The sequence below is a fragment of the Variovorax sp. ZS18.2.2 genome (genome assembly GCF_024701975.1).
Classification (GTDB): Bacteria; Pseudomonadota; Gammaproteobacteria; order Burkholderiales; family Burkholderiaceae_C; genus Variovorax.
The window spans coordinates 25,746-51,193 of sequence record NZ_JANLNM010000005.1 but is presented as its reverse complement, the minus strand read 5'-3'; the positions used below and the strand labels follow the sequence as shown (position 1 = coordinate 51,193).

The window sequence follows — 25,448 nt, the reverse complement described above, 5'->3', positions numbered from 1 at the left end:
CCCGTTCAGCGCACCAGCAGCTTCATCATCCGTTCGAAGGTCTTGCCGTAGGGCGGCTTGAAGAGGCCGAGGCCGTTGAAAGCCGACTGGCGAAAGATCGGCTTCATTTTCGAGAAGGTCTCGAAACCGTGCTCCCCGTGGTACGCGCCCATGCCGCTCGCACCGACGCCGCCGAAGGGCAGGTCGTCCTGCGCGATGTGCAGCAGGGTGTCGTTGATCGACACGCCGCCAGCCACCGTCTGCTGCATCACCCGGTCGATGGTCGCGCTGTTCTTCTCGAAGAGATAGAGCGCCAGCGGGCGCGGGTGCGCGTTGACATAGGCGATGGCTTCGTCGATGGCGCCATAGGTCATCACCGGCAGGATGGGGCCGAAGATTTCTTCCTTCATCACGCGCATGCTGTCCTGCACGCCGGTCAGCAGCACGGGCGGGAAGCGGCGCGTTGCGGCATCGGGCGTCATGTCCGAGAGCGGGGTGGCCGAAGCGCCTTCCATCTGCGCGAGCGCGGCCAGCTCCTGCAGGCGCGAGAAGTGGCGCGGGCTCACGATGCTGGTGTAGTCGGGGTTGCGCGCGATGTCCGGGTACATCGCGTTGAACACGCGCCGGGCGCTGTCTGCGAAGCGTTGCTGCTGGCCTTCGGGCACCAGCACGTAGTCGGGCGCGATGCAGGTCTGGCCGGCGTTGAGGGTCTTGCCCACGAGGATGCGTTCGACGGCCTTCTCGAAGTTGGCACCGGGCCCGATGATCGCGGGCGACTTGCCGCCTAGCTCCAGCGTCACCGGCGTGAGGTTCTCGCTCGCGGCGCGCATCACGTGGTGGCCGACTGCCGTCGAGCCGGTGAACAGCAGGTGGTCGAAGGGCAGGCTGGAGAATTCGCGTGCCGCTTCGGCATCGCCGTTGACGACGGCGATCTCGTCTTCCGCGAAGCTGGCCCGCACGAGCGTGGCGAACAGTTCGGCAAAGCGCGGCGTGAATTCCGACTGCTTCACCATCACGCGGTTGCCTGCGGCCAGCGCGGCCGTCATTGGCCCCACCGCGAGGTTCAGCGGGTAGTTCCATGGCACCACGATGCCCACCACGCCCAGGGGCTGCGGCATGATCCGCGACGACGCGGGCTTGAACCACAGGCCGGTGGAACGGCGCTGCGTGCGCATCCATTTCCGGCCGTGGCGCAGCGCGTGGTTGATGCCTTCGACGGCGGGGAACACTTCGGCCAGTTCGGTTTCCTGATAGGGCCGGTTGTGGAAATCGGCGCTGATGGCGGCGGCGATCTCCTTGCGTTGGTCCATCACCAGCGCACGCAGGCGCTCGAGGCGATCGGCGCGCTCGCTCCACGGCGGTGTCTGCATGCGCAGGCTGGCGGCGCGCATCGCGTCGAAGGTTTGTCTCATGGTCTGGGTCGTCATCTGAATCCTCGGGGGCCATGCCTGCGGGGCTGGCCGTTGTCTTGCCTGTTGGCGTCGGGATCGACGAGAGCCAGCAACTGGGCCTCCACATCTTCCACCTCTTCCTTCGGAAGCACGCCGCGCGCCGCAAAGGCCTGCATCTGGGTGACCAGAATCTCGACCTCGCCGCGCCGCGCTTCGGGCGGGAGCCCGGCCAGCGTCTCGCCGATGCCGCCGATGCGGTCCTGCAGCCGGGTGACCGCGATCACCTCGCCGATCTTCTCATCGCGCCTCGGGTCGCCGGCCCAGCGGGCCTGCAGTGCCGGAATGTCCAGCATCCGTTCGACGGGGCCGGGCCCCGTCGATGCGGGCTGCGGCGAAGCCGGGCCTTTGACGAAGGGCGAGGCGGTCCAGGGCGAAGCGACCTCGTTGCCTTGCGCGGCGGCAGGGGGCGGCGTGCTCGCCACCACGGCCGTCGCAGCCTGAGCCGTCGCGTCCTTCGCGCCGGAACCCGGCGTGCTGGTGTCGACGGCGAAGATCGCCGCGCCGACGCCCAGCGCGCACAGCGCCGCGATCGTCCAGATGTATCCGTTGCGCGTCATGACTCAGGCCTTGAGCTCGAAGGGCGTGGTGGCGCTGCGGTACTCGACCACGTCGGGCAGGATCCAGCTGGGCTTGTAGTTGCCCTTGTGGACGATGCGGTAGGTGCCGCTCGCATCCGCCGGAATCTGCCACGACACGGTCGCCGAGCGGCAGTTGATGCACAGGGCAATCGCCTTCCACTGCACCGTCGTGCCCCAGCGGCCGTCGCGCTCGACTTCCCTCCAGCTGCCGTCGGCTGCCTGCTTCTCGATGAAGAGGAACGAGTCGATGCTGCCCAGCCGGTTCATCGGATGGCTGCTCACGAAGGTGGCCTCGAGAAAACGGCGCTTGTCGTCGGCCTGCAGCTTGCCGTTGACCTCGTGCTGCACCACCTGCGGCGCCTTCAGCACCACGCCCATGCCCGAGAACAGCGGCACGCCGTCCCACGGCACCGGCGCGGCCAGCTTGTCTTCGGGCGTGCGTGCGGCCACGACCAGCGGATCCTGCGGCGCCGGCACCACGGGCGTGACGCTGGGCTTCGCATCGCTGGCAACCAGCGTGGCGGCCATGGCATCGAGCGCCTGCGCCAGCGCCGGCTGCGTCCACTTGCCCCAGGCGGTGTAGCCGGACTCGTACTGCTTGCTGTCGTATTCCTCCGGCGTCACGACATAGCCGCCGGTGCTGTCGACCTGCAGGCTGGGCACCGAGCCCGAGCTGTAGCCGACGGCGATGACGTCGTCCACGCCCACGCCCAGCGTTTGCGCGATGTGACGGCGGATGCGGTACTGCGTCATCGTCGTCAGCTCGAAGGGCGTGAAGGCCAGGGTCAGCGAACCGAGCTTCACCACCTGCAGCGAGGTCGGCCCGGGCACCAGCGCCGCGAGCACGTCCTTGCGCCCCTGGCACTGCCGCACGTCGTCGGTGATCGGCTGGTACGAGGCGTCGAGCAGCGGCTTCACGATCGCGGGAATCACCGGCAGGTTGATGAGGATGCTCACGATCTGCGCGAGGCTGGTGCGGTTGTCGGCGCCTTCCTGCGCGAGGATCGAGCCCATGTCCTCGCTGCTGCCCGCCGCGAAGGCCATGCCCCAGGCGGGGTCGCAGGTCGCCTGGTCGCCGTGTCCGCCGGTGTACTTGCCGGACACCGCGATCTTCGCGAAGTCGACGGCCTTGTACTGATAGTTCAGCCGCTGGTTGGGCGGCACGCCAGCATCGACCGCATGGCCGGTGGAGGAGGGCGCCGCCACCAGCAGCGACTTCGCCGCCGCAAAGAGCTTGTCGCCCGTGTCGCGCATGCTCTCGAAGGGCCCGAGCGTGCTGGAGCCGCGGTTGCAGTCCCAGTCGTGGCGCGCCAGCACATGGGTTTTCCAGTTGACCCAGAACGGCGGGTCGACGTCGTTGCAGTTCTTGAAGTTGATGTTCGGCGTGACGTCGCCCGTGCCGGTCTGCGCAAAGGCCGCGACGAAGCGCTTCGTGCCCGCCGGTCGGCTGCGATCGATGTCGTCTTCGAGCTCGCGCGCCGCATGGCCGTAGTTGTCGGTGCTGATGAAGCTGAAGGCCTCGTCGACCATGTTGGTCGGATGCAGGCCGTAGAAGGTCAGCGCACCCACGGCGGCGCCGCCGCGCACGAAGCGCAGCTGGGTCATGCCGGTGTCGATGCGCTCGGGGAACACGGCCTGGTCCTCGGGCTTGTTCAGCACGAAGGCCTGCGCCGAGCGGTTGGCGCCCACGCCGCGCAGCTGGCCGCGGTGGACCTCGATGCTGCCGGGCGCCTTGTCGGTCATCGCCGCTTCGACGGCCTTCACCACGCCATCGACCTGGGCCTTGAAGAGCCGCGGACTCGACGCGTTGCCCACGTTGGGCACGCCGTGCGTGTGCGTCATCGTGAGCACGAAGTTGTCGTCGGTGAAGCGACCGGGGTAGCGGGCCTGCAGCTGCTGCAGCGCGACCCGCTTGAGGTTGCCGCTGGCAAGCCCCAGCTCGGCGACCACAACCATCACCTCGCGGCGCGATGCATCGTCCTCGATGTCGAAGGCCCGCACGAACTGGCGCGACTGCAGGCCGTCGTAGGGCGGATCGAAGACGAAGCCTGCGCTCAGGCTGCCCAGGTCGACCGCGGTGATGTCACCCTTGCCGACGCCGACGTTGTAGCCCGCATGGGCCGCATGCAGGCCGGCCAGCAGCAGCATCGCGGCCGCCGCGCGTGCGGGCCATGCGGATGGCCGCGTGAATTTTTTCCATTGTTCTTTTTGTGTTGTGTCCATGGAAGTCTCCTTGCGCCGCATCGCGGCTGTTCGTTGACGGGGAATCCTCGTTGCTTCAGCTGCCTTCTCGGTACACCGGCCAGTGGTCCTGCACCTTGCCGCCGCGCAGGGTGACGAGGTCGCCGAACTGCAGCAGCACGCCTTCGGCGATGGCGGGGCGCAGGAACACCTGGTCGTCCACCTTCAAGCCCGTGGCCGGCGAGCCGTTCACGTTCTCCTGGTTGGCGCTGTGGCCCAGGATGTTGTTGAACTGCAGCCCCTTGGGCGAGGCGTAGTCCGCGAGCCAGTAGCCGCCGTAGATGTAGTAGGTCTGGCGCTGGTTCACGTCCCACCACGAGAAGATCTTCGACTTGCCGTCGAGCGCCGGAATGGTCACCGGCCCGGTCGCCTTGATGACCGGCGTGGCGATGAAGGCGGCGGGCTCGTGCGCGGCCAGCGTCTCGATGTCGTAGTGTGTGGGCTTGAGCAGCGCGGTGCCGGTGCTGACCTCGTTGCTCACCTTCTCCGATTCGTGCAGCTTGTAGCTAGGGCTGCCGCCGGTGTTGAACGTGAGGCTGTCGTTCCACAGCGCCGGGTACTGGCCGCGCACGTGATCGACGAAGCCCTGGTAGATCGTCATCGCCTTGGCGAGCAGTTCTTCGGGCGACCCGAGCACCTTCGGCACGCCGAAGCCCACGTGCGCGTCGTAGCCCATGAAGCCCGCGAACTCCAGTTGCTGCGGGTTCGCGGCGATGAGGTCGAGCATCCGGCCCAGCGTGGCGTTGTCGGCCACGCCGCCGCGGTGCAGGCCCACGTCGATCTCGATGTTGATGCGCAGCTTGCTGCCGATGCCCTGCGCGAGCGCCAGGTACTGCTGCAGCCGCTCCGGCGTGTCGAGCAGCCACTGCAACTGCCGCGACGGATCGAACGACCCCCTGAGCTTCTTGTAGAACAGCGCCGCCGACTGCACCGGCAGCGGCTTGCCCATGAGGATGTCGAAGCCCGGAAAGATCTCCGCATCGATGTTGAGAAAGGGCTGGTGAAAGGACATCAGCCGTTTCGTTCTCGTGCGCTTGGCCACGTAGTCGATCAGCTCATGCGAGGGCAGCGACTTCTCGACGATGCGGTAGTGCTTGCCGCCCTGGCGCAGGCTCTGCATCACGCGGTCGATGTTGCGGTCCATGCGGTCCAGGTCGATGACCATGCAGGGTCGCATCGGGCCGTTCTTTTTCAGCTCGTCGTTGAGCGCGCGAAAGTAATCGTCGTGCGGCGCACCGTTGTCGCCGGGACGCAGCGCGAAGGCGCCCACGGTGCCTACAGCGGCCACGCCCAGCGTGCCCAGGAGAATTTTCCGACGGCTCATGTGGTGACCCCGAAGAGTTGACGCAGATAGGGATTGAGCATGCGCCCTTGCGGGTCGAGCCGGGCACGCAGCGCCAGGAAGTCGTTCCAGCGCGGATACAGCGCCGCGAGCTGCGGCGCCTTCAGGTCGTGCAGCTTGCCCCAGTGCGGACGGCCCTGGTACTTGCGGTAGATCGGGCCGATCTCCGAAAGCAGGTAGTCGTACGGCTCGCCCTGTGCGGCATGCACGGCGATCGAGCAGCTGTCGCGCTGGTGGAAGGGGCTGAGCCAGGCGTCGTCGGCCTTCACGAAGCGGAACTCCAGCGGAAAGAACACGTCGTTGCGGCGCTCCAGCGCGGCGATGACTTCGCGCACGCAGGCGATGCCGTCGGCGCGCGGCACATGGCATTCGGTCTCGTTGAACTTGGTGGGGCGTTGCGTGGAGAGCAGCTTCCACGAGCGGTTCTTCGCTTCCTCGGTCTGCTCGCCGTCAATCAGCTTGCCGGCGACCCAGCGGCGCAGCGACGGGAACCAGCCCAGCCAGTCGCGCAGACGCTTGAGGTCGCGCAGCATGTCTTCATCGGCCGAGGGCGCCTGGACCGTGTCGGTGCCGGTGTAGAGATCGTTCGTGATGCCCGCGGCGTAGCCGGTGAAGGGCAGGTAATAGAACTCGAAGTTGCGGTGCTTCTCCGCGAGCGCGGGCGCTTCGTCGAGCATCGCCTGCAGCGGCTTCAGGAACACGCGGCGGTGCAGGTTGAAGGCCGGCAGCACGCGCACCGTGGCCTGCGTGATCACGCCCAGGCTGCCGAGCGACACGCGCGCGGCGGCGAGCAGCTCGGGGTTGCGCTCGGTGCTGCACTCGAGCACTTCGCCACTCGACGTCATGAGCCGGAGGCGTACCACGTCGGCGTGCAGCGCGGGCAGGTCCTTGCCGGTACCGTGCGTTGCGGTGGCGATGGCGCCCGCGAAGGATTGCGCGTCGATGTCGGGCAGGTTGCGCAGGCCCAGGCCCTGCGTGTCGAGCTGGCGCGACAGCAGCGCGAGGCGCGTGCCGGCGTGCAGCGTCACGGTCTGCGCCTGTGCGTCGCTTGCGACGATGCCCGACATGCGATCGAGCGAGATCAGCGTGGCGTCGGTCGGCACCAGTGCGGTGAACGAGTGGCCTGCGCCGACGCAGCGCGCGCCGCCCGGGCCGGCTTTGCGCAGTGCCGCCGCGAGTTCGGCTTCATCGCCCGGCGTCTCGATGGCCTTGGGCGTGCAGCGTTCGATGCCGGACCAGTTCGTCCAGCCGGGGGCGGGCGTTGTTGTTGCGACCGTTGGCGTGGCAGCATCTGCCGCAGCGCGGGCCTCGATGCCGCTGCCGGCGAATGCCGCGGTGACCGCGATGCCTGCACCGGCTTTCAGCACCGTGCGGCGGCGCTCGCCGTGCGTGGGTTGTGCGTTGTCGTTGTTGTTCTTGCTCATTTCCGTTCTTCCTTCCCTTGACTCATGAAGACGATCAGCGCGCGCATGTCGGCTTCGCTGCAATCTGCGCACAGGCCCTTCGGCGGCATGGCGTTGAAGCCTTCCATCGCGTGCTTCACGAGCACATCCATGCCCTTGTCCAGGCGTGGCTTCCATTGCGCGATGTCGCCAGTCAGCGGGGCCTTGGCGTCGATGGACGTGTGGCACGCGAGGCATGAACGCTCGTAGCGTGCGTGCAGTTCGGTGGATATGGGCCGCAGCGATTCGGCGCGCTGGATGTCCGAGGCGGAAGGCGGCTGTGGCGCCTCTTCCTTGCAGGCCGCGAGACCCGTGAGAAGGAGCATCGACAGAAAGAGACGAGAGACGATTCGCATGCGTTCGTTGCCTGGCTAGAAGGTGTGGCGGATGCCGACGGTGGTGCCGGTCTGCGTGCGCGCGATCGTCGGGCTCTGCGCATTGATGCCCACGAGCTGCGCGCCGATGAGGCCGCCGCGGTACACCGAGTGATCGATCTCGGCGTAGAGCATGGTCCGCTTCGACAGCGCATACCCCGCCACCAGCTGGTACTGGCTCGCCGAGCCGTCGAAGTCGCTCGTGTAGCCGCGCTGCCGCGTGAACCATACGTTGGCCGCGAGCGTGAGCAAGGGCGTGGCCTTGTAGGTAATGCCGCCCAGGATCATCCGGCGCTTGCTGAAGCCGCCCGGGATGCTCGGGTCCACCGTCTGCGCCGGCGAGATGATCCCGAGCCCCGCGAGGTCGACCGCGCTGAACGGACCGTTCGCGAACGAGATGAAGTTGTTGTCGCGCCGGTTCTCGATGTAGCCGGCCTGCAGCGTGGTCGATTCGCCGAGCCTGAACTGCGCACCGGCGGTGTAGATGTCGAACTTCGCATTCGAGTCATCGTCCTTGGTGCGCATGAGCGCGCCGGCCAGCTTGACCGGGCCGTTCTCCGGCACGTAGGCCGCGCCCACGCCGTACTGGCTGCCGCGCTTGGAGGAACCCTCGCCCTCGCCGATGGCGTACTGCGCGAGCAGCACCACGTCGCCCAGCTGCGCGCCCCAATGGACCATGTTGTTGGTCTTGCTCGCGGCCAGGAGCGTGTGCTCGGGCTTGAAGGCGTTGAAGTAGTCGGCCCAGAGGTTGGAGCCGTAGGCGAGCGATGTGGCCTCCATCGCCACGTTGTACTGCCGCCCGAGCGTGAGCTGGCCCCACGACTGCGATATCAGCCCGACCGAGGCGATCTGCATGTACTGCGAGCCGTCCTTCGGAAGCGGGTCGCCGTTGCGCAGGTCGAAGTGGCTCTCGAGCTGGAAGATCGCCTGCAATCCGCCGCCCAGGTCTTCGGTGCCCTTCACGCCCCAGAAGCTTTCCGACATGCCGCCTTCCCTTGTCATGCGCAGGCGTGAGCGTGTGTTCACGGGGGCGCCGTCGGCGCCGTAGTCGGTGGCATGCGTCTCGTAGCGCAGGCCCGCATCGACCGTGCCGTACAGCGTGAGGCTGCTCTGTGCCCACACGGTGCCGGCACACAACGGCAGCGCCAGCGCAGCGGCCGCCGAAAGGGGGACTCGTCTTGTCATGTTGTTTCCTTCATCTGCCCAAGCCATGCAGCTCTTCGCTGGAAGTGCGCCGTGTTTCCGGTGCGGGGCGAATGTTAGAACGTTGATCTGAAAAAATCCAACGTTTTATTTGGAATCGATGTTCCCGCAAATTTCTGTGGCCTTAGTTTTTCAGGCGCACAAAAGCAAACGCGCCCTGGAAGGGCGCGTGGCGAGGGAACGGGGCTGCGGCGTCAGCCGGCGTTGGCGGGCGGCGGCTCGACCGGCAGCGCGCGCTTGTGCGCGCTCTTGCGATGCGTCGACAGGATGATCGCGCGCGCCGCGGCCGAGACCGGCTTGCCTTCGAGGAAGTCGTCGATCTGTTCGTAGGTCACGCCGAAGGCGTCCTCGTCGGGCTTGCCCGGCACCAGCGATTCGAGGTCGGCGGTGGGCACCTTGTAGACCAGTTCGTCGGGCGCACCGAGCAGTTGCGCCACCGCGCGCACACGGCGCTTGTTGAGGCCGGTGAGCGGCGTGATGTCGGCCGCGCCATCGCCGAACTTGGTGAAGAAACCCATCAGCGCCTCGGCCGCATGGTCGGTGCCGATGACGATGCCGTCGTGCGCGCCGGCCACCGCGAACTGCGCCACCATGCGCTCGCGCGCCTTGATGTTGCCGAGCACGAAGTCCTCGTGCGCCGCATCGCGGAACTTCAGGTCGCCGGCCTTCAGCGCGGCGAGCATGCCGTCGGCCGCGGGGCGGATATCGACGGTGATCGTGCGGTCGGGCTTCATCACGGTGAGCGATCGCTGGGCTTCCGCTTCGTCCTTCTGCACACCGTAGGGCAGGCGCATCGCGATGAAGGTGGCGTCGTAGCCTTCGCTGCGCAGCTTCTCGACGGCGCGCTGCGCGAGGCAGCCGGCGGTCAGCGAATCGACGCCGCCGCTGATGCCGAGCACCAGCGTCTTCAGGCCGGTCTGCTTCAGGTAGCTGGCGAGAAAGTCGGTGCGCCGCGCGAGTTCGGCGGCGGCATCGAAGACGGGAGCCACGTGCAGCGCCGCGATGATCTCGCGCTGCGTGGCATCGACGGGGGACAGGTCAGCACTCATGGTGTTTGCCGGTGTGAATGAAGAAGATCAGAAGTCGACGAGGCTCAGGCCGATGCTCAAGACGGTGCGCTTGCGGTTGTAGTCCACCAGCGTGTCGCCATAGCCATGGAACAGCTGCGTGTGGAAGCGCAGGTTGCTCTTGGTCGGGTCGCCGATGGCCTTCAACCATTCGAGCTTCACCGAGCCGCGGCCGCTGTCGCGCAGGTTGTTGCGCACGGTCACGCCGAGCGTGTTGTCGCGGTTGAGGTTCCAGCGGCCGGAGATTTCGGCGCGGCCGATGTAGTCGGCGATGTCGGGGTTGTCGTCCTTCGCCGCATCTTCCGAGATGCGCTTCCAGATGCGTCCGGTGATCTGGAACTTGTCGCCGAGCTCGGCGCCGCCCATCAGGTAGACGCGGTTCCAGCTGCGCGACAGGGGCAAGGTCTGGCCATTCGACTGGTGCACGATGCCCAGGCCCGCATAGCGCCAGCGCCAGCCGCCGGGCAGGTGGAAGTCGGTCGGGTAGACATACATCAGCTCGGGCTCGTGGTCGGTGGTGCGGAACGGCCGCGAGATCGCGCCGTTGAACAGCTGCCACGTCGACTGCTGCGAGTAGGCGAACCACAGCGAGTCTTTCCGGATCGGGTCGTTCTGCGTGAGCATGCCCTGCGCGAGCTTGGTGCGCACCGACAGGCCGATGCGCATCTCGTTGGCCTGGTAGGCGACGGGCTCGCCGGTGTGGTCGGGCGACGGCGAGGTGGGCACCTGCGGCTTCTTGGTGGCGGCCGAGACCGAGACGTTGAGCGGCCGGTAGCCGCGGAAGCCGAAGGTTCCGCAGTCGGTGGCGTTCTCCAGCTCCCAGAAGCGCGAGAGCGCCGAGTACTGGCGGTCGCGGCAGCCCTCGGTGGTGGCGACCGAGATCACGCGGGTGGCCGGGATCGATCCGTCCACCGGCGGCGCCTGCGTGCTGGCCAGCACCGGCGGTGCGACGGGCACCGACACCGAGGGCAGCGTCTGCTGCTGCGCCCAGCGGTCGAAGCAGGCCAGGCGGGCTTCGTTGTTGTTGCCGAGCGCCGCGCATTGCTGCCAGGTGAGCTGCGAATCGGCCAGCGGGCTCGACGGCTTGTCGACGGCCTGTGCGTAGGTGGCCGCGCTGCCCAGGCAGGCCGCGAACGTCATGAACGTTGCGGAGAACGCGTGTGTGCGAGTGGTCATTGTTTTCCTTCCAAACCGCCCGTTTTGATCAGCACGAACGGGTGCGTACTTTCGTCCGCGGCATTGCGCCACGTGCCCCTGAATTCGCGGCCGCAGGAACGCGGCTGCAAGGTGCCGGCCCAGTTGCCGCTGATGGCACGGCCGTCCAGCGATTCGTCGATGGAGAGGGCGCCTTCGTCGTCGACGTCGCCCGCGAGCTGCGCCACCGAAGCCTTGGCGCTGCCATCGGCGTTGCGCGTGATCGTGCCGCGCACGCCGGCGTAGTCGGGGTGCTTGCCCAGCTGTACGACGGACACGGCGGGCAGGCCGTCGAAGCGCGCTTCCCAGCGGCCGTAGAGCGATGGCAGCGGCAGGTCGCGCGCGTCGGCGGGGCAGTTGGGGTCGACCGCGGCGCAGCCCGTGACGGCGAGCGCGGCGAAGGCAGCGAGCAGTGCCTTCATGGCGCCGCCGCGGCGGCCGCCTTCGCAGCCGCGCTGTCCTGTGCCTTCTGCGCAAACTCGGCGCGCAGCGCCTTGAGCTTCTCGCGCGGGTCTTCCCGGGTCGTGGTTTTGTCCAGGCCCATCTCGGCGATGAAGCGGCTCGGCAGGCAGGGCACCATGTCGCGGCCTTGCTTGCGCTTCTTGGTCCAGCTCACCGCCAGGCTGCGCTGCGCGCGGGTGATGCCCACGTACATCAGGCGGCGCTCTTCCTGCAGGCGCTGCGTTGTCTCGTCGCTCACCACCTTCTGGCGGCCGTTGTCGTCGTCGAGCTTGAAGGGCAGCATGCCCTCGGTCACGCCGATCAGCACCACGTGCGGCCACTCCAGGCCCTTGGAGGCATGCAGCGTGGAGAGCGTGACCACGTTCTGGTCCTGCTCGCGTTCGCTGATGGTCGAGAGCAGCGAGATGGTCTGCGCGACCTCGAGCAGGCTCTTGCGTTCGGTCTCGTTGTTGTCGTTGGCGCCCGAGGCGTCGTCCAGCGATCCGCCGGCGCGTTGCGACATCCAGTCGACGAACTCCAGCACGTTGTTCCAGCGCGTGGCGGCGGCCGCTTCGCTCTCTTCGCCTTCGTAGAGATGGCGCTCGTAGTCGATCTCCTTGAGCCAGTCGAGCATGAAGGTGCGCGAGTCTTCGGCGCCCATGGTGCGGCGCGCGCGGTATTCCAGGTCGTTGATGTAGCGGCCGAACTCGTGTACGCCCTCGAGCGTGCGCTTGGGAATCACGCTGGGCAGCGACGGGCTGAACAGCGCCGCGAACAGGCTCAGCTTGTACTGGCTCGCGAAGGTGCCCAGGCTCGCGAGCGTGGTGTGGCCGATGCCGCGCTTGGGCGTGGTGATGGCGCGCAGGAACGCGGGGTCGTCGTCGTTGTTGACCCAGAGGCGGAACCAGCCGCACAGGTCCTTGATTTCGGCGCGGTCGAAGAAGCTCTGGCCGCCCGACACCTTGTAGGGAATCTGCGCGCGGCGCAGCGCCTGCTCCAGGATCCGTGCCTGGTGGTTGGCGCGGTAGAGGATGGCGAAGTCGCGAAACTCCTTGTGCTGCGGCCCTTGCGTGACCGCATCGCCCGCGCGCAGGCTCACGATGCGCGCCACCGCGCGCTCGGCCTCGTGCAGCTCGGTGTCGGCATCGACCACGCGCACCGGCTCGCCTTCGCCCAGCTCGGAGAACAGCGTCTTGGGAAACAGCTTGGGGTTGGGGCCGATCACGTTGTTGGCCGCGCGCAGGATGGCGCTGGTGGAGCGGTAGTTCTGCTCCAGCTTGATGACCTTGAGCGTCGGGTAGTCGATCGGCAGCTTCTTCAGGTTGTCCAGCGTGGCACCGCGCCAGCCGTAGATCGACTGGTCGTCGTCGCCCACCGCGGTGAAGCGGGCGCGGTCGCCGGCCAGGGCCTTGAGCACTTCGTATTGCGTGGCGTTGGTGTCCTGGTATTCGTCCACCAGGATGTGGCCGAGCGCGGCCTGCCACTTGGCGCGCACTTCGGGAAAGTCGTGCAACAGCCTGAGCGGCATGCCGATCAGGTCGTCGAAGTCGACGCTCTGGTAGGCCTGCAGCCGCTCCTCGTAGTGGCGCATGACCTCGGCCGTGATGCGCTCGTTGTCGTCCACTGCGGCGGCTGCGGCCTGCTGGGCATCGAGGCCCATGTTCTTCCACTTGCTGATGGTCCACTGCCAGATGCGGGCGGTGGCGATGTCGGTGGTGCCGCCGGCGTCCTTCAGGATCTTGGTCACGTCGTCGCTGTCCAGGATGCTGAAGGCGGGCTTCAGGCCCAGCACCGCGCCGTCTTCCCGCATCATGCGCACGCCCAGCGCGTGGAAGGTACAGACGATCACCTTGCGCGCGTCCCGGCCGATCAGGTCTTTCGCGCGCTCGCGCATTTCAGCGGCGGCCTTGTTCGTGAAGGTGATGGCCGCGATGCGCTTGGGTTCGAGGCCGGCCTGGATCAGTCGGCCGATCTTGTGCGTGATCACCCGTGTCTTGCCCGAACCCGCGCCTGCCAGCACAAGGCAGGGACCGTGCATGTAGTTGACCGCTTCTTGTTGCGCGAGATTGAGACCGTGGGACATGGGAGAGGGGGCGAACCGGAAAACGCCGTGGGGAACGGCAGGCGCAAAGCGGGCAATGATACGGGGCTGACCCCCGGGACGTTGTAGGCGGCACACGCAGGAAAGGGGCCAGGCGCAGGCGGGGCAACGACAATCTGGCGGTGCTGCCCGTATTCCTTGTTACTTTCCCCTTCTTCGCGTTGATTGCGGCCGGCTACGCCGCTGCCCGCGCCCGCCTCCTGCCCCTGGAGGCGATTCCCGGCCTCAACACCTTCGTGCTGTATTTCGCGCTGCCGTGCATGCTGCTGCGCTTCGGCGCCGGCACGCCGATCGCGCAGCTGCTCGACGGCAGCGTGGCACTCATCTGGGGCGCGAGCGCGCTGGCCGTGGTGGCGGGCGTGGTCATGCTGACCCGCAACGCGCGCATCGGCTGGAACGACGCGGCCTTCGGCGCGCTGGTGGCCGCCTTTCCGAACACGGGCTTCATGGGCGTGCCGCTCTTGGTCGCGATCCTCGGCGCGCAGGCGGCCGGGCCGATGATCATCACGATCGCGTTCGACCTGGTCGTGACCTCGTCGCTGTGCATTGCGCTGTCGCGTCTGGACGGAGCCGGTGGCGCAGGGCAGCACGGTGCCTCGCAGGCGGCGCGCAAGGCGCTGCGCGGTATCGTCGTGAACCCGATGCCCTGGTCGATCCTGCTGGGCGTGCTGCTGTCGGCCGCGCGCTGGCAGTTGCCGGGGCCCATCGACCGCACCATCGCCATGCTCGCGGACGCGGCCTCGCCGGTGGCGCTCTTCACCATCGGCGCGGTGCTGGCGCGTTCCGCATTGCTGGCACGCGAGCATGTGGCGAGCGCCGCGGTAGCTCAGGCCATGGGAACGGGAGGCGCCGCCATGCCCAAGGCGCCGCTGGCCGACGTGTTGCCGGTGGTGGCCGTGAAGCTGCTGCTGCATCCGCTGCTGGTGTGGGCGCTGGGCGCGGGCGCCATCGCGCTGGGGCTGCCGCTCTCGCATGCGGCGCTGGTGGTGATCGTGCTGGTCGCGGCGCTGCCGAGCGCGAGCAATGTGTCGATGCTGGCCGAGCGCTTCGGCGCCGACAACGGGCGCATCGCACGCATCATCCTGTGGACGACGGTGGCGGCCTTCTTCAGCTTTCCGCTGGCGGTCGGGCTGCTGCGCTGAAGCGAAGGGCTACGGCGTGAGCACGCCGAGCTTGTACGGATCGGCGTCCGAGAGGCGCTCGCACTTCGAGAAATCGCGGCCCTGCGTGCCGTCGCAGTAGTAGGCGTTGTAGATGCGCCCGAAGAGCGTGGGGCTCGCGGTGAAGAGCACGCCGTGCTCGGGCTGCCAGTTGTCTCTGGCGTCCTTGTTGTCCTTCGCGGGCGGGACACTGGCCTCCACCGGTTTCGCCGTCGCCGTGCCCGCGGTGCTGGCGGTTGCGGGCGTGAAGTCGGCCAGTGTCTTGTGGGCTTCCTCGCCGCGCCAGCGCACGGCCAGCTCGGCCGCCGTGGGGCGCGCGGCCACCGGCAGCAGGATGCCGTTGACCTGGAAGCCGTAACCGAATCGATGTGTCTTGCCCGCGAGGAATGCGTAGGCGCAGGCGGCCATGCATTGGCCGCGGATCTCGGTGGCGACGCCGCTCGCGCGGATGGCATCGGCAAAGGCGCCGGCCGCATCGGCGGTGCCGCCGGAGAGATCTTCGAACACCACGATGCGCACGGTGCCGCTTGCGAGATGGTCCGTGAAGGGCTTGATCGCGCTGCCGTCGAGCATGCCCGACACCACCAGTTCGCGGCCTTGCAATTCGATGTCCGCCGCGGCAGCGGGTGTGCCGAGAACGGCGGCGATGCACGCAAGCGAGAGAACCCAACCAGGAAGAAACGACGGTTTCACGGCGGCCTTTGCGTGTGAGCGAGCGAGCTTGCTTGGAACCCGGGGCCCGCGCTGAGTTCGCGGGTTTACTGCCCGTTTACAGCTTGAACAGCCTCATGGCATCGCGTCAACACTTTTTGCAGATTATTTCTGGGTAATCACAGGGCAGGCCGTAAGTCGTAGGCATCGGTATGCCTTCAGTTGAATGCTTGAGTTTGCAGATGCGCTGCTAAAGTGGTTCCAGGTCAAAGATGTGAAAGACGTGAATAGGGCGCGCGATGGCAATACTGGTTCGTATCCTGCTGTGGGCGGCCTGGCTCGCCGGCGTGGGCTGGGTCTGGCATGTCGGTGTGCTCGGCACCGCGGCGTCGATCGCGCTGGCTGCATTGAGCCTCGTGGTGTTCGCATGGCCGGGCAGCAGCTCGCGGCGTCGGCATCATCGCGAGCTGCGCTATGTCGACATGGGCAAGGAGCCCACCGGCCACCACTGATCACTGAGTTCTTTGAATGAGCGCGTCGCCGCGCCGTTGCTTCAGGACGCGGCTTGCTGCTGTTGCATGCGCTGGAACTCGTGGCGCTTCATCGTGAGGTAGTCGCTCTTCTCGATTTCGTGGAGCTGCTTGGCGTACTGCTCCGTCGCATCGAACCATGCCGCGAGGCGCTGCTCCAGCTGGCCCGCGCCGGGCGCATCGAGATAACTGTCGATCGCGAGGTAGTAGCGCATGGTGTTGCGCTCCACCACGCCGCGCACCCCGCCGATGTAGCCGCCCTGTCCCGCGGGCGTGAAGCCGACCTTGTCGCTGCCGAGCGTGGCGAGGTAGCCCTTCATCGCGAGCCGCGCCGCCGTGCCGTAGGCATACGCATAGCGCAGGTGGATCGCCGTCTTGCCGCCATCGGCCGGTGCCGCTTCGAACACGATGCTGTAGTCGCGTGTGGAGAGTGGGCCGGTGTCGGCGCTCAAGCGAACATTGAGGTAGTTCGCGTCCGCCTTGCCGGGGGTGTAGGCGAAGGCGATGGTCTGCGCATCCGACAGCGGCTGGTCGAACTTGCGGCCGATGGCCACCGCCAGCGTGGCGCCGCCGCCCTGCACCGCGCAGTGCTTGGTGTTGAGGTGAAGCATCAGCACCTGGCACCACGCGGCCGGCTCCCGCAGCGCGCTGCTCACGCGTGCGAAGGGATGGTCCACCAGCGCATAGACATCGCCGCTCAAGCGGTCCGCGGCTTCGCTCGATTCGAGTGCGAGCGGGCGACGAAAGGCATTGCGCTCCAGTTGCGGCGCGAGCGCCTGCAGCTTCGCGCGCAGCGCGGCGGCCGGCGCAGGCTGCTGCTGCGCATAAGACATCGCTGGCATCAGCACCGAAGCAGCCAGCAGCAGCATGCCGAGCCCCGCGCGGCGTATTCCTGGAGTGACGAAGAACGTGTTCATGGCGATTCACCTTGGCGGTGCCCCTGGCTGCTCCGTGCAGGACAACCGGCCCAGATGCTGTGCGGCTCTGCGTCGATCGACCAGGGATATTTCTGAATTCAAATATAGCTATTTAATTCTAATTAATCTGTTTTGTCTATTATCTAAAATTTGAATTGAAAATTAGCATAAAAGATTGCATTGGAGATTTAACGATGCAATTTCACCGAATTTGTTCCGCACAAATGCAACTTGTGCTTAGGATGTCGCGCCCGTTCAAATTCGATGAAATTTGATGATCAATGGCTTAATTGCCTCTTTGACCGTCAATTGATTGCTGGTTGTTTTTGTTGAATTTCACCGAAAAGTAGACAGGCCATGGTTCCTTTTACTTTTTAATTAATTGGAGGTGAAGATGGACATAGAACAACGCATAACAGTCAGAGTGATAGGCGCAGTACTCGTTGCGGCGACCCTGGCGCTCGCGGGCTGTGGGGGCGGCAGCGATGGCGGCGGCGGCGGTTTTGCCGGAGCAGGGCTCGGGTCAGGCGCAGCCGGCCAGACCGACACTTCGGCCAACGCGCTCACGGACTCCCGGCCGCCGCCGCTGGAGGCGGACAGGCCTTTCTTCGACCCGGTGGCCTACGGCAACGGCCCCGACGACTCGGTGGCCGAGGCGAGCGAGGACGGCGCGATCACGCACCACGACACCGTCATCAATGGCAACCGCATCCGCTACACCGCCACGGCCGGCCACCTGGTCACCTACGACCCGCTGCATTCGACGCCGAGCGCCAAGATGTTCTACGTGGCCTATACGGCCGACGGCAAGGACGCCCGCACGCGCCCGGTCACCTTCTTCTACAACGGTGGCCCGGGCTCGGCCTCGGTCTGGCTGCTGCTGGGCTCGTATGCGCCCAAGCGCATCAAGACCTCGCTGCCCGATTTCACGCCGCCGGCGCCCTATACGGTGGAAACCAATCCGGACAGCCTGATCGACCGGAGCGATCTGGTGTTCATCAACCCGGTGGCCACCGGTTATTCGGCCGCCATCGCGCCCAACAAGAACAAGGATTTCTGGGGTGTGGACAAGGACGCCAAATCCATCAATCAATTCATCAAGCGCTACCTGACCGCCAACGGCCGCTGGAATTCGCCGAAATACCTTTTCGGCGAGTCCTATGGCACGCCGCGCAGCGCCGTGATGTCGTACCTGCTGCACATGGACGGCATCGACCTGAACGGCATCGTGCTGCTCTCGTCCATCCTGGACTATTCGCAGAACGAAAACCCGGTCGGGCTGCTGCCGACGTACGCGGCGGACGCCTGGTACCACAAGAAGGCCACGTACACGCCGCTGCCGGCCGACCTGCCTTCGTACATGGCGCTGCTCACGAAGTTCGCGTCGGGCGATTTCGCGAAAGCGGTGGCGCCCGAGGTCGCGCGCAAGAAGAAGATCAGCGACCTTCGCGATGACCCGGAACTGGAGGCCGCCATCAACGGCGCCTTCGAGGCGGCGGGCAGCCCCTCGAGCCTGGCCTGGTCGGTGATCGTGGACTACATCAACACGCTGCCCAACAGCGCGAGCGTGCTGCCGAAGTTCAAGGCCTACTACAAGGCGGTGAACGACGTCGACTACGACCCCGAGATCGAGGCCGCCATCCGGCATGTGATCGACACCGTGCCGAACCCCACGTACCAGGACGTCTTCGACTACCTCGCCACGCTGCCGAATGCGGCGGACCTCACGGCGCGGCTCAACAAGCGCCTGCAGGACCAGGCGGATGCAGAAGCCGCGCGGCCGGAGCCCAGCGATGCGATCGTGACGGCAACGTCGAAATTCATCGGCATCTCCAAGCCCCTGGTCAAGGGCAGCTACCTGGCGGTCGGTACCGACGACTTCCAGCGCAACCTGGTGCCGGGTGTGAGCGTGGGCGCCTACGACGGCCGTGCCACCACCACCAACCTGGGCGTGGCGAGCGAGATCAGCCTGATCAACAACGACGCGTTCGACCGCGCCGTGAACGGCGTCTACATCGCGGCGTGGAATTTCTACATTAACCAGGAACTGAAATACACCTCCAACTCGGCGTTCACCGGCATCTCGAACGTCAGCTGGGACTACACCCACAAGGACCCGACCGACAAGACCACCAAGACGCGCGGAGCGCTCAACACGCTGCCCGACCTGGCGGCCACGATGAGCGTGAACCCCGACGTGAAGGTGCTCCAGCTGAGCGGCTACTACGACAACGTCACGCCCTGGTACCAGACCCGCATCGACCTGGAGCAGAACCTGCCGCTGGACCCGAAGCTGCGCAAGAACCTGGAGATCAACGAGTACCCCTCGGGGCACCAGATCTACCTGGACGGCCCGTCGCGCACCAAGGCGAAGTCCGATCTCGTGAGGTTCTACGAAGCCTCGACCTCGGATGACGCCGCGAACGAGCGCATCCTGAAGCTGCAGATGAAGACCCTCCAGGAGAAGGCCTCGCTGCAGCAGTAGCAAGCAGCGTCCGCACGCGATGCCGGCCGGGACCTCGGGTCCGGGCCGGCATTTTTCTTTTCAGATGCTGTGCGGATCGACGTCGACCAGCCAGCGGATCACGCCCTTGCCCTCGGGCGTGCGCCGCAGCGCGTGCAGCAGCGGCTGCCAGCTCGCGAGCAGGCGTTGCAGCGCGGCGCGTGAAGGGCTTTCGATCAGCATCTGCGCGCGCTCCACATTGGCCACGCGCTGGATCGAAAGCGGCACCGCGGGGTAGCGCGTGACGATGTCGGCGCCCGGCAGGGCCTCGGCTGCATCGGCGGCGATGTTCAGGAAAGCCTGCGCCACCGATTGCTCGCGCGCATCGGCGCGCAGCAGCGCCTGGAATGCGAAGGGCGGCATCGCGGCCGCTTGCCGTTCGTCGAGCTGCTGCTTCGCGAACGCGGCGTAGTCGTGCTTGCGCAGCGCCATGAAGAGCGGGTGCTGCGAGTGAAAAGTCTGGATCCACATCTCGGCCGTCGCGCCTTGCGCGGCGAGGTAGGCGGCATCGCGTCCGGCGCGGCCGGCCGATTGCATCAACAGGCTGAACAGCCGCTCGGGCGCGCGAAAGTCGCTGGAGAAGAGCGCGCCATCGGGGTTCACCGCGGCCACCAGCGTGATGCGCCGGAAGTCGTGGCCCTTGGCGATCATCTGCGTGCCGACCAGCACGTCGACCTCGCCCGCATGCACGGCCGCGAGTTGCGATTCGAGCGCGCCCTGCTTCTTGGTGCTGTCGGCGTCGATGCGCGCGATGCGCACTGCGCTGCCGTCGGGCCGCTTCACCGCGGCGAACAGCTCGGCCAGGTGCTCCTCGAGCCGCTCGGTGCCGCGGCCCACCGGCGCGATGTCGGGGTTGCCGCAGGCCGGGCAGGCGCGCGGCACGCGCTCGGTGAAGCCGCAGTGGTGGCAGCGCAGCGTGCGGTCGATCTTGTGGAACACGCGGTAGGCGCTGCAGTGCGGGCATTCGCTCTTCCAGCCGCAATCGCCACAGGCCAGCACGGGCGCGTAGCCGCGGCGGTTCAGGAAAATCATGCTCTGCTCGCCACGCGCGATGCGCTGGCCGATGGCGTCGAGCAGCGCGCCCGAGAGCACGGTTTTCGGCGGCTGCAGGTTCATGTCGACCAGCCGCACCGCGGGCAGTTCGCCGGCGCCGATGCGGGACGGCATTTCGAGCCGCACATAGCGCCCGCCCGGGTCGTCGCCCTCGGCGGGGCGGCTCTGGTGCCAGCTCTCGAGCGAAGGCGTGGCCGAGCCGAGGATCACCTTCGCGCCCTCGCGCTGGCCGCGCCACACGGCGAGGTCGCGCGCGGAATAGCGCGCGCCTTCCTGCTGCTTGTAGCTCGGGTCGTGCTCCTCGTCGACGACGATGAGCTTCAACCCCGGGATCGACGCGAACACCGCCATGCGCGTGCCCAGCACGATGCGCGCGGCGCCGCTGTGGGCCGCGAGCCAGCTCGCGAGCCGCTGTGGATTTGTCATGCCGCTGTGCAGCGACACCACGGCCTCGTCGCCGAAGCGGGCCTTGAAGCGGGCTTCGAGCTGGGGCGTGAGGTTGATCTCGGGCACCATCACCAGCGCCTGCGCCTCGGGGTCGCGCGCGAGCAGGTCGGCCACGCAGCGCAGGTACACCTCGGTCTTGCCGCTGCCGGTGCTGCCGACCAGCAGGAAAGTGCCGCTCTCCGCCTCGATGCGGGCCAGCGCCGCCGTCTGCTCAGGGCTCAGCGCGATCAGGTTGGCGGCTTCGGCCGTCTGGGCGATGGGGCCGGTCGTCGTCTTGCGCTTGAGGCGGCGCGCGAGCTGCGTCGTCGTCAGGTCGCGCAGTTGCGGCGGCAGGGCGGCCAGCGCGATTTCGCCGATCGAGCGCTGGTAGTAGCGCGCGGCAAAGGCCACGAGGTCACGCCAGGCCTCGCCGAGCGGCGCCAGCGCATCGAGCGCGGCGCCCACGGGCTTGAGGGCCATGTCGGGCTCGGCCCCGGTCCCTGCCAGCGAGGTCGCCTCGTTCCAGACCACGCCCAGCACCTCGCGCCGGCCCAGCGGCACCCGCACCAGCGTGCCCGGCACCAGCGGCGCGGCGCCGGCGTAGCTCAGCAGGTCGCCGAGCGCGGCGTGCGCCGGCGTCTGCACCGCGATGTCGAGACGCCACGCCAGGCCCGCCGGCGCGTTGTCAGGCGGCGGTGCAGCGGAGTTACCCGTACTCGGGGCATCCGTTTCGGGGGCGGGGCTGGCGGTGGAGATGGGAGACCTTATTGGCAACGGTTGTTAATGCGACTTTGAGCTAAATCGCTTAAGTCGTTGATTTTTCAGCGCTTTGGCGTCCATCCAGAGTTTCTGTGGATAACTTTGTTGACAACCGGGCTCGACACGCTGGGGAGCCTTGAAAATCAAGGCTCTGGCTGGAATGCCCCAAAAAAAAGCAAAGTTCAAATCCTATATAAATCAACGACTTACGCGTGCTATTGGTTTGGGAGCAAAGAGGGAGGTACCTCAGATAATCTTGCGCAGTGCAACACGCGTTTTGTGCATAAGTCGGGCCTCCTAGACCGTTTTTGGGCTTGACAAACGGATTCGGAGCGAATTTCCCGGGCACTTCGCGCTTCCCGCGCGGCCGGCCCCTTCAGCCACAGTTTTAACCGCGCAGGGCGCGCGACTGCGTGTGCACCGCTTCGACCAGCGCCGCCACATGGTCGGGCGGCGTGAACTGGCTGATGCCATGGCCCAGGTTGAAGATGTGCGTCGGCCCTTGCGCGTTGCGGTCGGCGTGCGGCTTGCCGAAAGCCTGCAGCACCTTCGCCACCTCGGCCTCGATCTGCGCGGGCGGCGCGAACAGCACGTTCGGGTCGATGTTGCCCTGCAGCGCCTTGGCCTGGCCGTCGGTGCCTTCGGCGATCTGGCGGCGCGCGGTGGCGAGGTTCACGGTCCAGTCCACGCCGAGCACTTCGCAGTCGAGCGTGCGCATGGCTTCAAGCCAGAGGCCGCCGCCCTTGGTGAACACGATGCGCGGCACGGGCTGCCCGTCGGCACCGGTGCGCTTCAGGCCCGCGAGCACGCGTGCTGTGTAGGCGAGGCTGAATTCCTGGAAGGCGCCGTCGGCCAGCACGCCGCCCCAGCTGTCGAAGATCATCACGGCCTGCGCGCCCGCGTCGATCTGCGCATTGAGGTACGTGGCCACCGAATCGGCATTGACCGCGAGCACGCGGTGCATCAGGTCGGGGCGGCTGTAGAGCATGCTTTTCACGAGCCGGTAGTCGCTGGAGCCCGCGCCTTCGACCATGTAGCAGGCCAAGGTCCAGGGGCTGCCCGAGAAGCCGATCAGCGGCACCCGGCCGTCGAGCGCCTTGCGGATCGAGGCCACGGCGTCGAACACATAGCGCAACTTGGCCATGTCGGGCACTTCGAGCGCGGCCACGGCCGCTTCGTCGCGCACCGGGCGCGCGAAGCGCGGGCCTTCGCCAGCCTCGAACGAGAGGCCCAGGCCCATGGCGTCGGGCACGGTGAGGATGTCGGAGAACAGGATCGCCGCGTCCAGCGGATAGCGCGCGAGCGGCTGCAGCGTGACCTCGGTGGCGTAGTCGGTGTTGGTCGCCAGCCCCATGAAGCTGCCGGCCTTGGCGCGCGTGGCGACGTACTCCGGCAGGTAGCGGCCGGCCTGGCGCATCAGCCAGACGGGGGTGTGATCGGTGGCCTGGCGCCAGCAGGCTCGCAGGAAAGTATCGTTTTGCAGTGGGGCGAAAGGCATCCGGCGATTGTCGCAGGGGCTCGCGCGTTGACCGACAGCGCAATTCGAGTTGCCCCAACCCGTCCCACCCGCCGCAGCGCGTCAGAACCTGCGTCCAAGGCGCGAGGTCAGGCTTTGCGCGTGCCCTTGATGAACGCTGCGATCTGCGCGGCAGCCAACTCCGGCTGTTGATGGTGCGGCGCGTGGCCGGAGCGGGGGTAGGTGATCAGAGTCACCGTGGGCAGCTGGCCGCCCAAGGCATACCAGTTCTCGACCGGAACGGAGAGGTCGTGGTCGCCGCCCAGATGAAGGATCGGCACGTTGGTGTTCTTCAAGGCCTGCAGCACCTCCTCCGAGGGGAACATCGGATTCGGCGGCGAAGCAGGAACCTGCGTCAACGCCCATTCCACAGGCACGTCGGGACTGCGGTCGGTCTTGCGGGCAAAGATGCGCTCGAACGAACGCTGCGAAGCGGCGCGGCTGGCGGCGTCCTTGGGCTCGAAGAACATGGTGGTGTATTGCTCCAGCGTGGCAGGGCCTTGTGCAGCCATGTCATAGAAGAGTTGTTCGCCCGGCTTGACCAGCTTGCCCGGCGGCGTCGTGGAAATCAGCACCGCGTGGCTGACGCTGGCGCCGAACATGGCCACATAGATCTGCGCGACGATGCCGCCGAACGACCAGCCGCCGATCACCACATCCTTCAGGCCCAGCCCGTCGATCAGATCCTTGGCGTCCTTCACCAGGGAAGCGGGGTTGTAGGACCTTTCGCCCGTCGACAGGCCCATGCCCGAATGGTCGAAGGTCACGACCCGGAACCCCTGCGCCGCCAGCGCGTCGATGAACGCCGGATCCCACAGATCGAGCACCCCGCGGAACCGATGGGCAAGCACGATCGGCTTGCCCTTGCCCACCGAGCGGTAGGCCAGCTTGCGGCCGCCGGCTTCGACGAAAAGGGTGGGCGCCGCATCGGCACCGCCGCTCCGCGCCAAGGCGGGCGTGGACAGGGACAGTGCGGAGAGCGCCGCGGCGCCTGCCATGAGCGCCTGTCTGCGCGTCGATGGACTCGAAGGAATTCTCGGAGCGGAAGAACTGGAATTGGCTGGATTGAACATCGAGTGAATTCTGTTGGGAGTTTTTATTGAATGAACGTCGGATACAAGGCTGCAATTCGATTTGGCCGAATCAGCCTCGAAATTTCAGATGAAGCATGGGGTGGTGCTCGTAATGACCCACGCCATTCCTGATGATGGGGTCCGCCGAAGTGAGCGCAGCAATATCCTGGTCATCGGCGATCTGGAACAGCGATACGCCATAGCCGCCCGCGGGATCCATCACCGGACCATGGGCGACGATCAAGCCTTGATCGAGGAGTCCATTCAAATAAACGCCATGCTGTTTCATCCACGCCTGTTCGTCGGTGGACATCGTGGCCAGAAAATCAACGCGCGGCGGAATGAATTTGCAAAGATAATATTTCATTCTGGAATCTCCATTGAATGATTTGATTCGAGGAATTGGTCCGTGGCCAGATATTTGATTATTTGGCTGTTTGCACACTCTTCAGGATCGAGCCCTCGAACATCTTGGGTGCATAGCTTTGGAGGAAAAGAATCATCCCGGTCATCTTCCCCACAGGGTTGCTGAATTTTGGATTTTTCGCTTCGATCAATTTGGTGATGGTGTGGACCACCGCATCGGGCGCTTCCGCTTCATCGATGCCTTTTTGCGTTGCGGCATTGGCTTGCTTGCGGTAAGCGTTGTAGTCCGCAATGCGTCCATTGCCGGCGGCAACGGCATGGTTCCCAAGATTGGTCTTGAACCAGACCGGCTCCACCATGCTGACCTTGATATTGAATTGATCCAGCTCGAAGCGCAGGGATTTGAAGTACCCATGAACGGCGTGTTTCGAGGCGGTGTAATACGACAGGTTCGGTGGGCCAATCAAGCCCACGATGGAACTCACCGTGATGATTTGCCCGTGCTTTTGCGCCCTGAAATGCGGCAGCAAGGCGTTGGTCACTTTCACGGTGCCCCAGAAGTTCGTCTCGAACTGCTGCCGTCCCAGATCCAGCGGGGTTTCTTCGGCAAGGCCGGTGACCATGTAGCCTGCGTTGTTGACCAGCACATCTAGCTGTTTGGTGTGCCGGAACAATTCGTCGGTGAATGACCTGACGGAATTGTCGTCATCGATGTCCAGGCGCAGCAATTTGAATTGTACCTTGCTTGCGTATTTTTCTGGATCGCGGCTGGTGCCGATGACATTGAAGCCTTGCTGGTGAAGGTTGTTGGCCAGCATCAAGCCAAAACCCGATGAGGCACCTGTAATCAAGACTGTTTTTTTCATTTCGCTGTTCGCCTGCTGTTTATTGAAGACCCGATGTCGGAAATTACGATTGCTGCTGCCAAAAAGAGTGGCGAGACGGGTTGTACTTTGCCGACGAAGTGAGTGATTGACACTCGCGAAATGCGCCAACTTGGCAGCGAAACGCGCCAAGATCCCGGCAAATCTTGGCGCCATCTGCCATTGCGATGGCGTGATCCGCGACCTAGACTGAGCCA

General features: G+C 66.1%; 20 protein-coding genes and 1 pseudogene. 3 read left to right on the top strand and 18 right to left on the bottom strand.

Annotated elements, in window-relative coordinates; translation table 11 throughout:
- Positions 1 to 5 precede the first annotated feature (5 nt).
- The 11 genes from NU688_RS19555 to NU688_RS19505 form a co-directional block, all read right to left on the bottom strand.
- Positions 6 to 1,391, bottom strand: a complete 1,386-nt coding sequence (locus NU688_RS19555; protein ID WP_257862466.1) for a coniferyl aldehyde dehydrogenase — start codon at positions 1,389 to 1,391, stop codon at positions 6 to 8.
- Positions 1,392 to 1,402: 11 nt separating this feature from the next.
- Positions 1,403 to 1,987, bottom strand: coding sequence for a hypothetical protein (locus NU688_RS19550; protein ID WP_257862465.1), 585 nt, complete (start codon positions 1,985 to 1,987; stop codon positions 1,403 to 1,405).
- A 3-nt stretch (positions 1,988 to 1,990) separates the two neighbouring features.
- Complete coding sequence (locus NU688_RS19545; RefSeq protein WP_257862464.1) at positions 1,991 to 4,231, bottom strand: neutral/alkaline ceramidase; 2,241 nt, start codon at positions 4,229 to 4,231, stop codon at positions 1,991 to 1,993.
- A 55-nt stretch (positions 4,232 to 4,286) separates the two neighbouring features.
- A complete protein-coding gene (locus tag NU688_RS19540; RefSeq protein WP_257862463.1) occupies positions 4,287 to 5,573 on the bottom strand; it encodes a DSD1 family PLP-dependent enzyme in 1,287 nt (428 codons plus the stop codon).
- Positions 5,570 to 7,015: a D-arabinono-1,4-lactone oxidase gene (locus NU688_RS19535; protein WP_257862462.1), complete on the bottom strand. Its 1,446-nt coding sequence runs from the start codon at positions 7,013 to 7,015 to the stop codon at positions 5,570 to 5,572. Before NU688_RS19535 ends, NU688_RS19540 begins: the two co-directional genes overlap by 4 nt.
- Positions 7,012 to 7,389 carry a cytochrome c5 family protein gene (locus tag NU688_RS19530; protein WP_257862461.1) on the bottom strand — a complete coding sequence of 126 codons (378 nt, stop codon included), beginning with the start codon at positions 7,387 to 7,389 and terminating at the stop codon, positions 7,012 to 7,014. The genes NU688_RS19535 and NU688_RS19530 overlap by 4 nt, the downstream gene beginning before the upstream one ends.
- Before the next feature lie 15 nt (positions 7,390 to 7,404).
- Positions 7,405 to 8,592, bottom strand: a complete 1,188-nt coding sequence (locus NU688_RS19525; protein ID WP_257862460.1) for a porin — start codon at positions 8,590 to 8,592, stop codon at positions 7,405 to 7,407.
- 212 nt (positions 8,593 to 8,804) lie between these two features.
- The gene (nadE, locus tag NU688_RS19520; protein ID WP_257862459.1) at positions 8,805 to 9,659 is read right to left on the bottom strand and encodes an ammonia-dependent NAD(+) synthetase; all 855 of its coding nucleotides are present in this window, start codon (positions 9,657 to 9,659) and stop codon (positions 8,805 to 8,807) included.
- 27 nt (positions 9,660 to 9,686) lie between these two features.
- Positions 9,687 to 10,853, bottom strand: a complete 1,167-nt coding sequence (locus NU688_RS19515) for a phospholipase A (protein WP_257862458.1) — start codon at positions 10,851 to 10,853, stop codon at positions 9,687 to 9,689.
- On the bottom strand, positions 10,850 to 11,293 hold the full coding sequence (locus NU688_RS19510; protein ID WP_257862457.1) for a hypothetical protein: 444 nt from the start codon (positions 11,291 to 11,293) through the stop codon (positions 10,850 to 10,852). The genes NU688_RS19515 and NU688_RS19510 overlap by 4 nt, the downstream gene beginning before the upstream one ends.
- Entirely contained in the window at positions 11,290 to 13,395 is a 2,106-nt protein-coding gene (locus NU688_RS19505; protein ID WP_257862456.1) for an ATP-dependent helicase, read from the bottom strand. The genes NU688_RS19510 and NU688_RS19505 overlap by 4 nt, the downstream gene beginning before the upstream one ends.
- A 140-nt stretch (positions 13,396 to 13,535) precedes the next feature.
- Here NU688_RS19505 and NU688_RS19500 point away from each other — a divergent pair, with 140 nt between their 5' ends.
- On the top strand, positions 13,536 to 14,555 hold the full coding sequence (locus tag NU688_RS19500; protein WP_257862455.1) for an AEC family transporter: 1,020 nt from the start codon (positions 13,536 to 13,538) through the stop codon (positions 14,553 to 14,555).
- Positions 14,556 to 14,564: 9 nt separating this feature from the next.
- Here the strand turns inward: NU688_RS19500 and NU688_RS19495 are convergent, their stop codons facing one another.
- Positions 14,565 to 15,266, bottom strand: a complete 702-nt coding sequence (locus tag NU688_RS19495; RefSeq protein WP_257862454.1) for a hypothetical protein — start codon at positions 15,264 to 15,266, stop codon at positions 14,565 to 14,567.
- Positions 15,267 to 15,523: 257 nt separating this feature from the next.
- Here NU688_RS19495 and NU688_RS19490 point away from each other — a divergent pair, with 257 nt between their 5' ends.
- A complete protein-coding gene (locus tag NU688_RS19490; protein WP_257862453.1) occupies positions 15,524 to 15,736 on the top strand; it encodes a hypothetical protein in 213 nt (70 codons plus the stop codon).
- 41 nt (positions 15,737 to 15,777) lie between these two features.
- Here NU688_RS19490 and NU688_RS19485 read toward each other — a convergent pair whose 3' ends face one another.
- A complete protein-coding gene (locus NU688_RS19485) occupies positions 15,778 to 16,671 on the bottom strand; it encodes a hypothetical protein (protein ID WP_257862452.1) in 894 nt (297 codons plus the stop codon).
- 394 nt (positions 16,672 to 17,065) lie between these two features.
- On the opposite strand from NU688_RS19485, the pseudogene NU688_RS19480 reads away from it, so the two are divergent.
- Positions 17,066 to 18,079, top strand: a pseudogene (locus NU688_RS19480) (hypothetical protein); the annotation flags it as partial.
- Between the two features lie 1,137 nt (positions 18,080 to 19,216).
- On the opposite strand, the gene priA reads toward NU688_RS19480, so the two are convergent.
- The 5 genes from priA to NU688_RS19455 all read right to left on the bottom strand — a co-directional run bounded on the left by priA (position 19,217) and on the right by NU688_RS19455 (position 25,383).
- Positions 19,217 to 21,298, bottom strand: a complete 2,082-nt coding sequence (priA, locus tag NU688_RS19475) for a primosomal protein N' (RefSeq protein ID WP_257862827.1) — start codon at positions 21,296 to 21,298, stop codon at positions 19,217 to 19,219.
- Between the two features lie 502 nt (positions 21,299 to 21,800).
- Positions 21,801 to 22,910 (bottom strand): uroporphyrinogen decarboxylase, encoded by a 1,110-nt coding sequence (gene hemE / locus NU688_RS19470; protein ID WP_257862451.1) that lies wholly within the window; start codon positions 22,908 to 22,910, stop codon positions 21,801 to 21,803.
- Positions 22,911 to 23,017: 107 nt separating this feature from the next.
- A complete protein-coding gene (locus NU688_RS19465; protein ID WP_257862450.1) occupies positions 23,018 to 23,926 on the bottom strand; it encodes an alpha/beta fold hydrolase in 909 nt (302 codons plus the stop codon).
- Between the two features lie 145 nt (positions 23,927 to 24,071).
- Positions 24,072 to 24,368, bottom strand: a complete 297-nt coding sequence (locus tag NU688_RS19460; protein WP_257862449.1) for a YciI family protein — start codon at positions 24,366 to 24,368, stop codon at positions 24,072 to 24,074.
- 58 nt (positions 24,369 to 24,426) lie between these two features.
- Positions 24,427 to 25,383 (bottom strand): SDR family oxidoreductase, encoded by a 957-nt coding sequence (locus NU688_RS19455; protein WP_257862448.1) that lies wholly within the window; start codon positions 25,381 to 25,383, stop codon positions 24,427 to 24,429.
- Between the last annotated feature and the right edge of the window lie 65 nt (positions 25,384 to 25,448).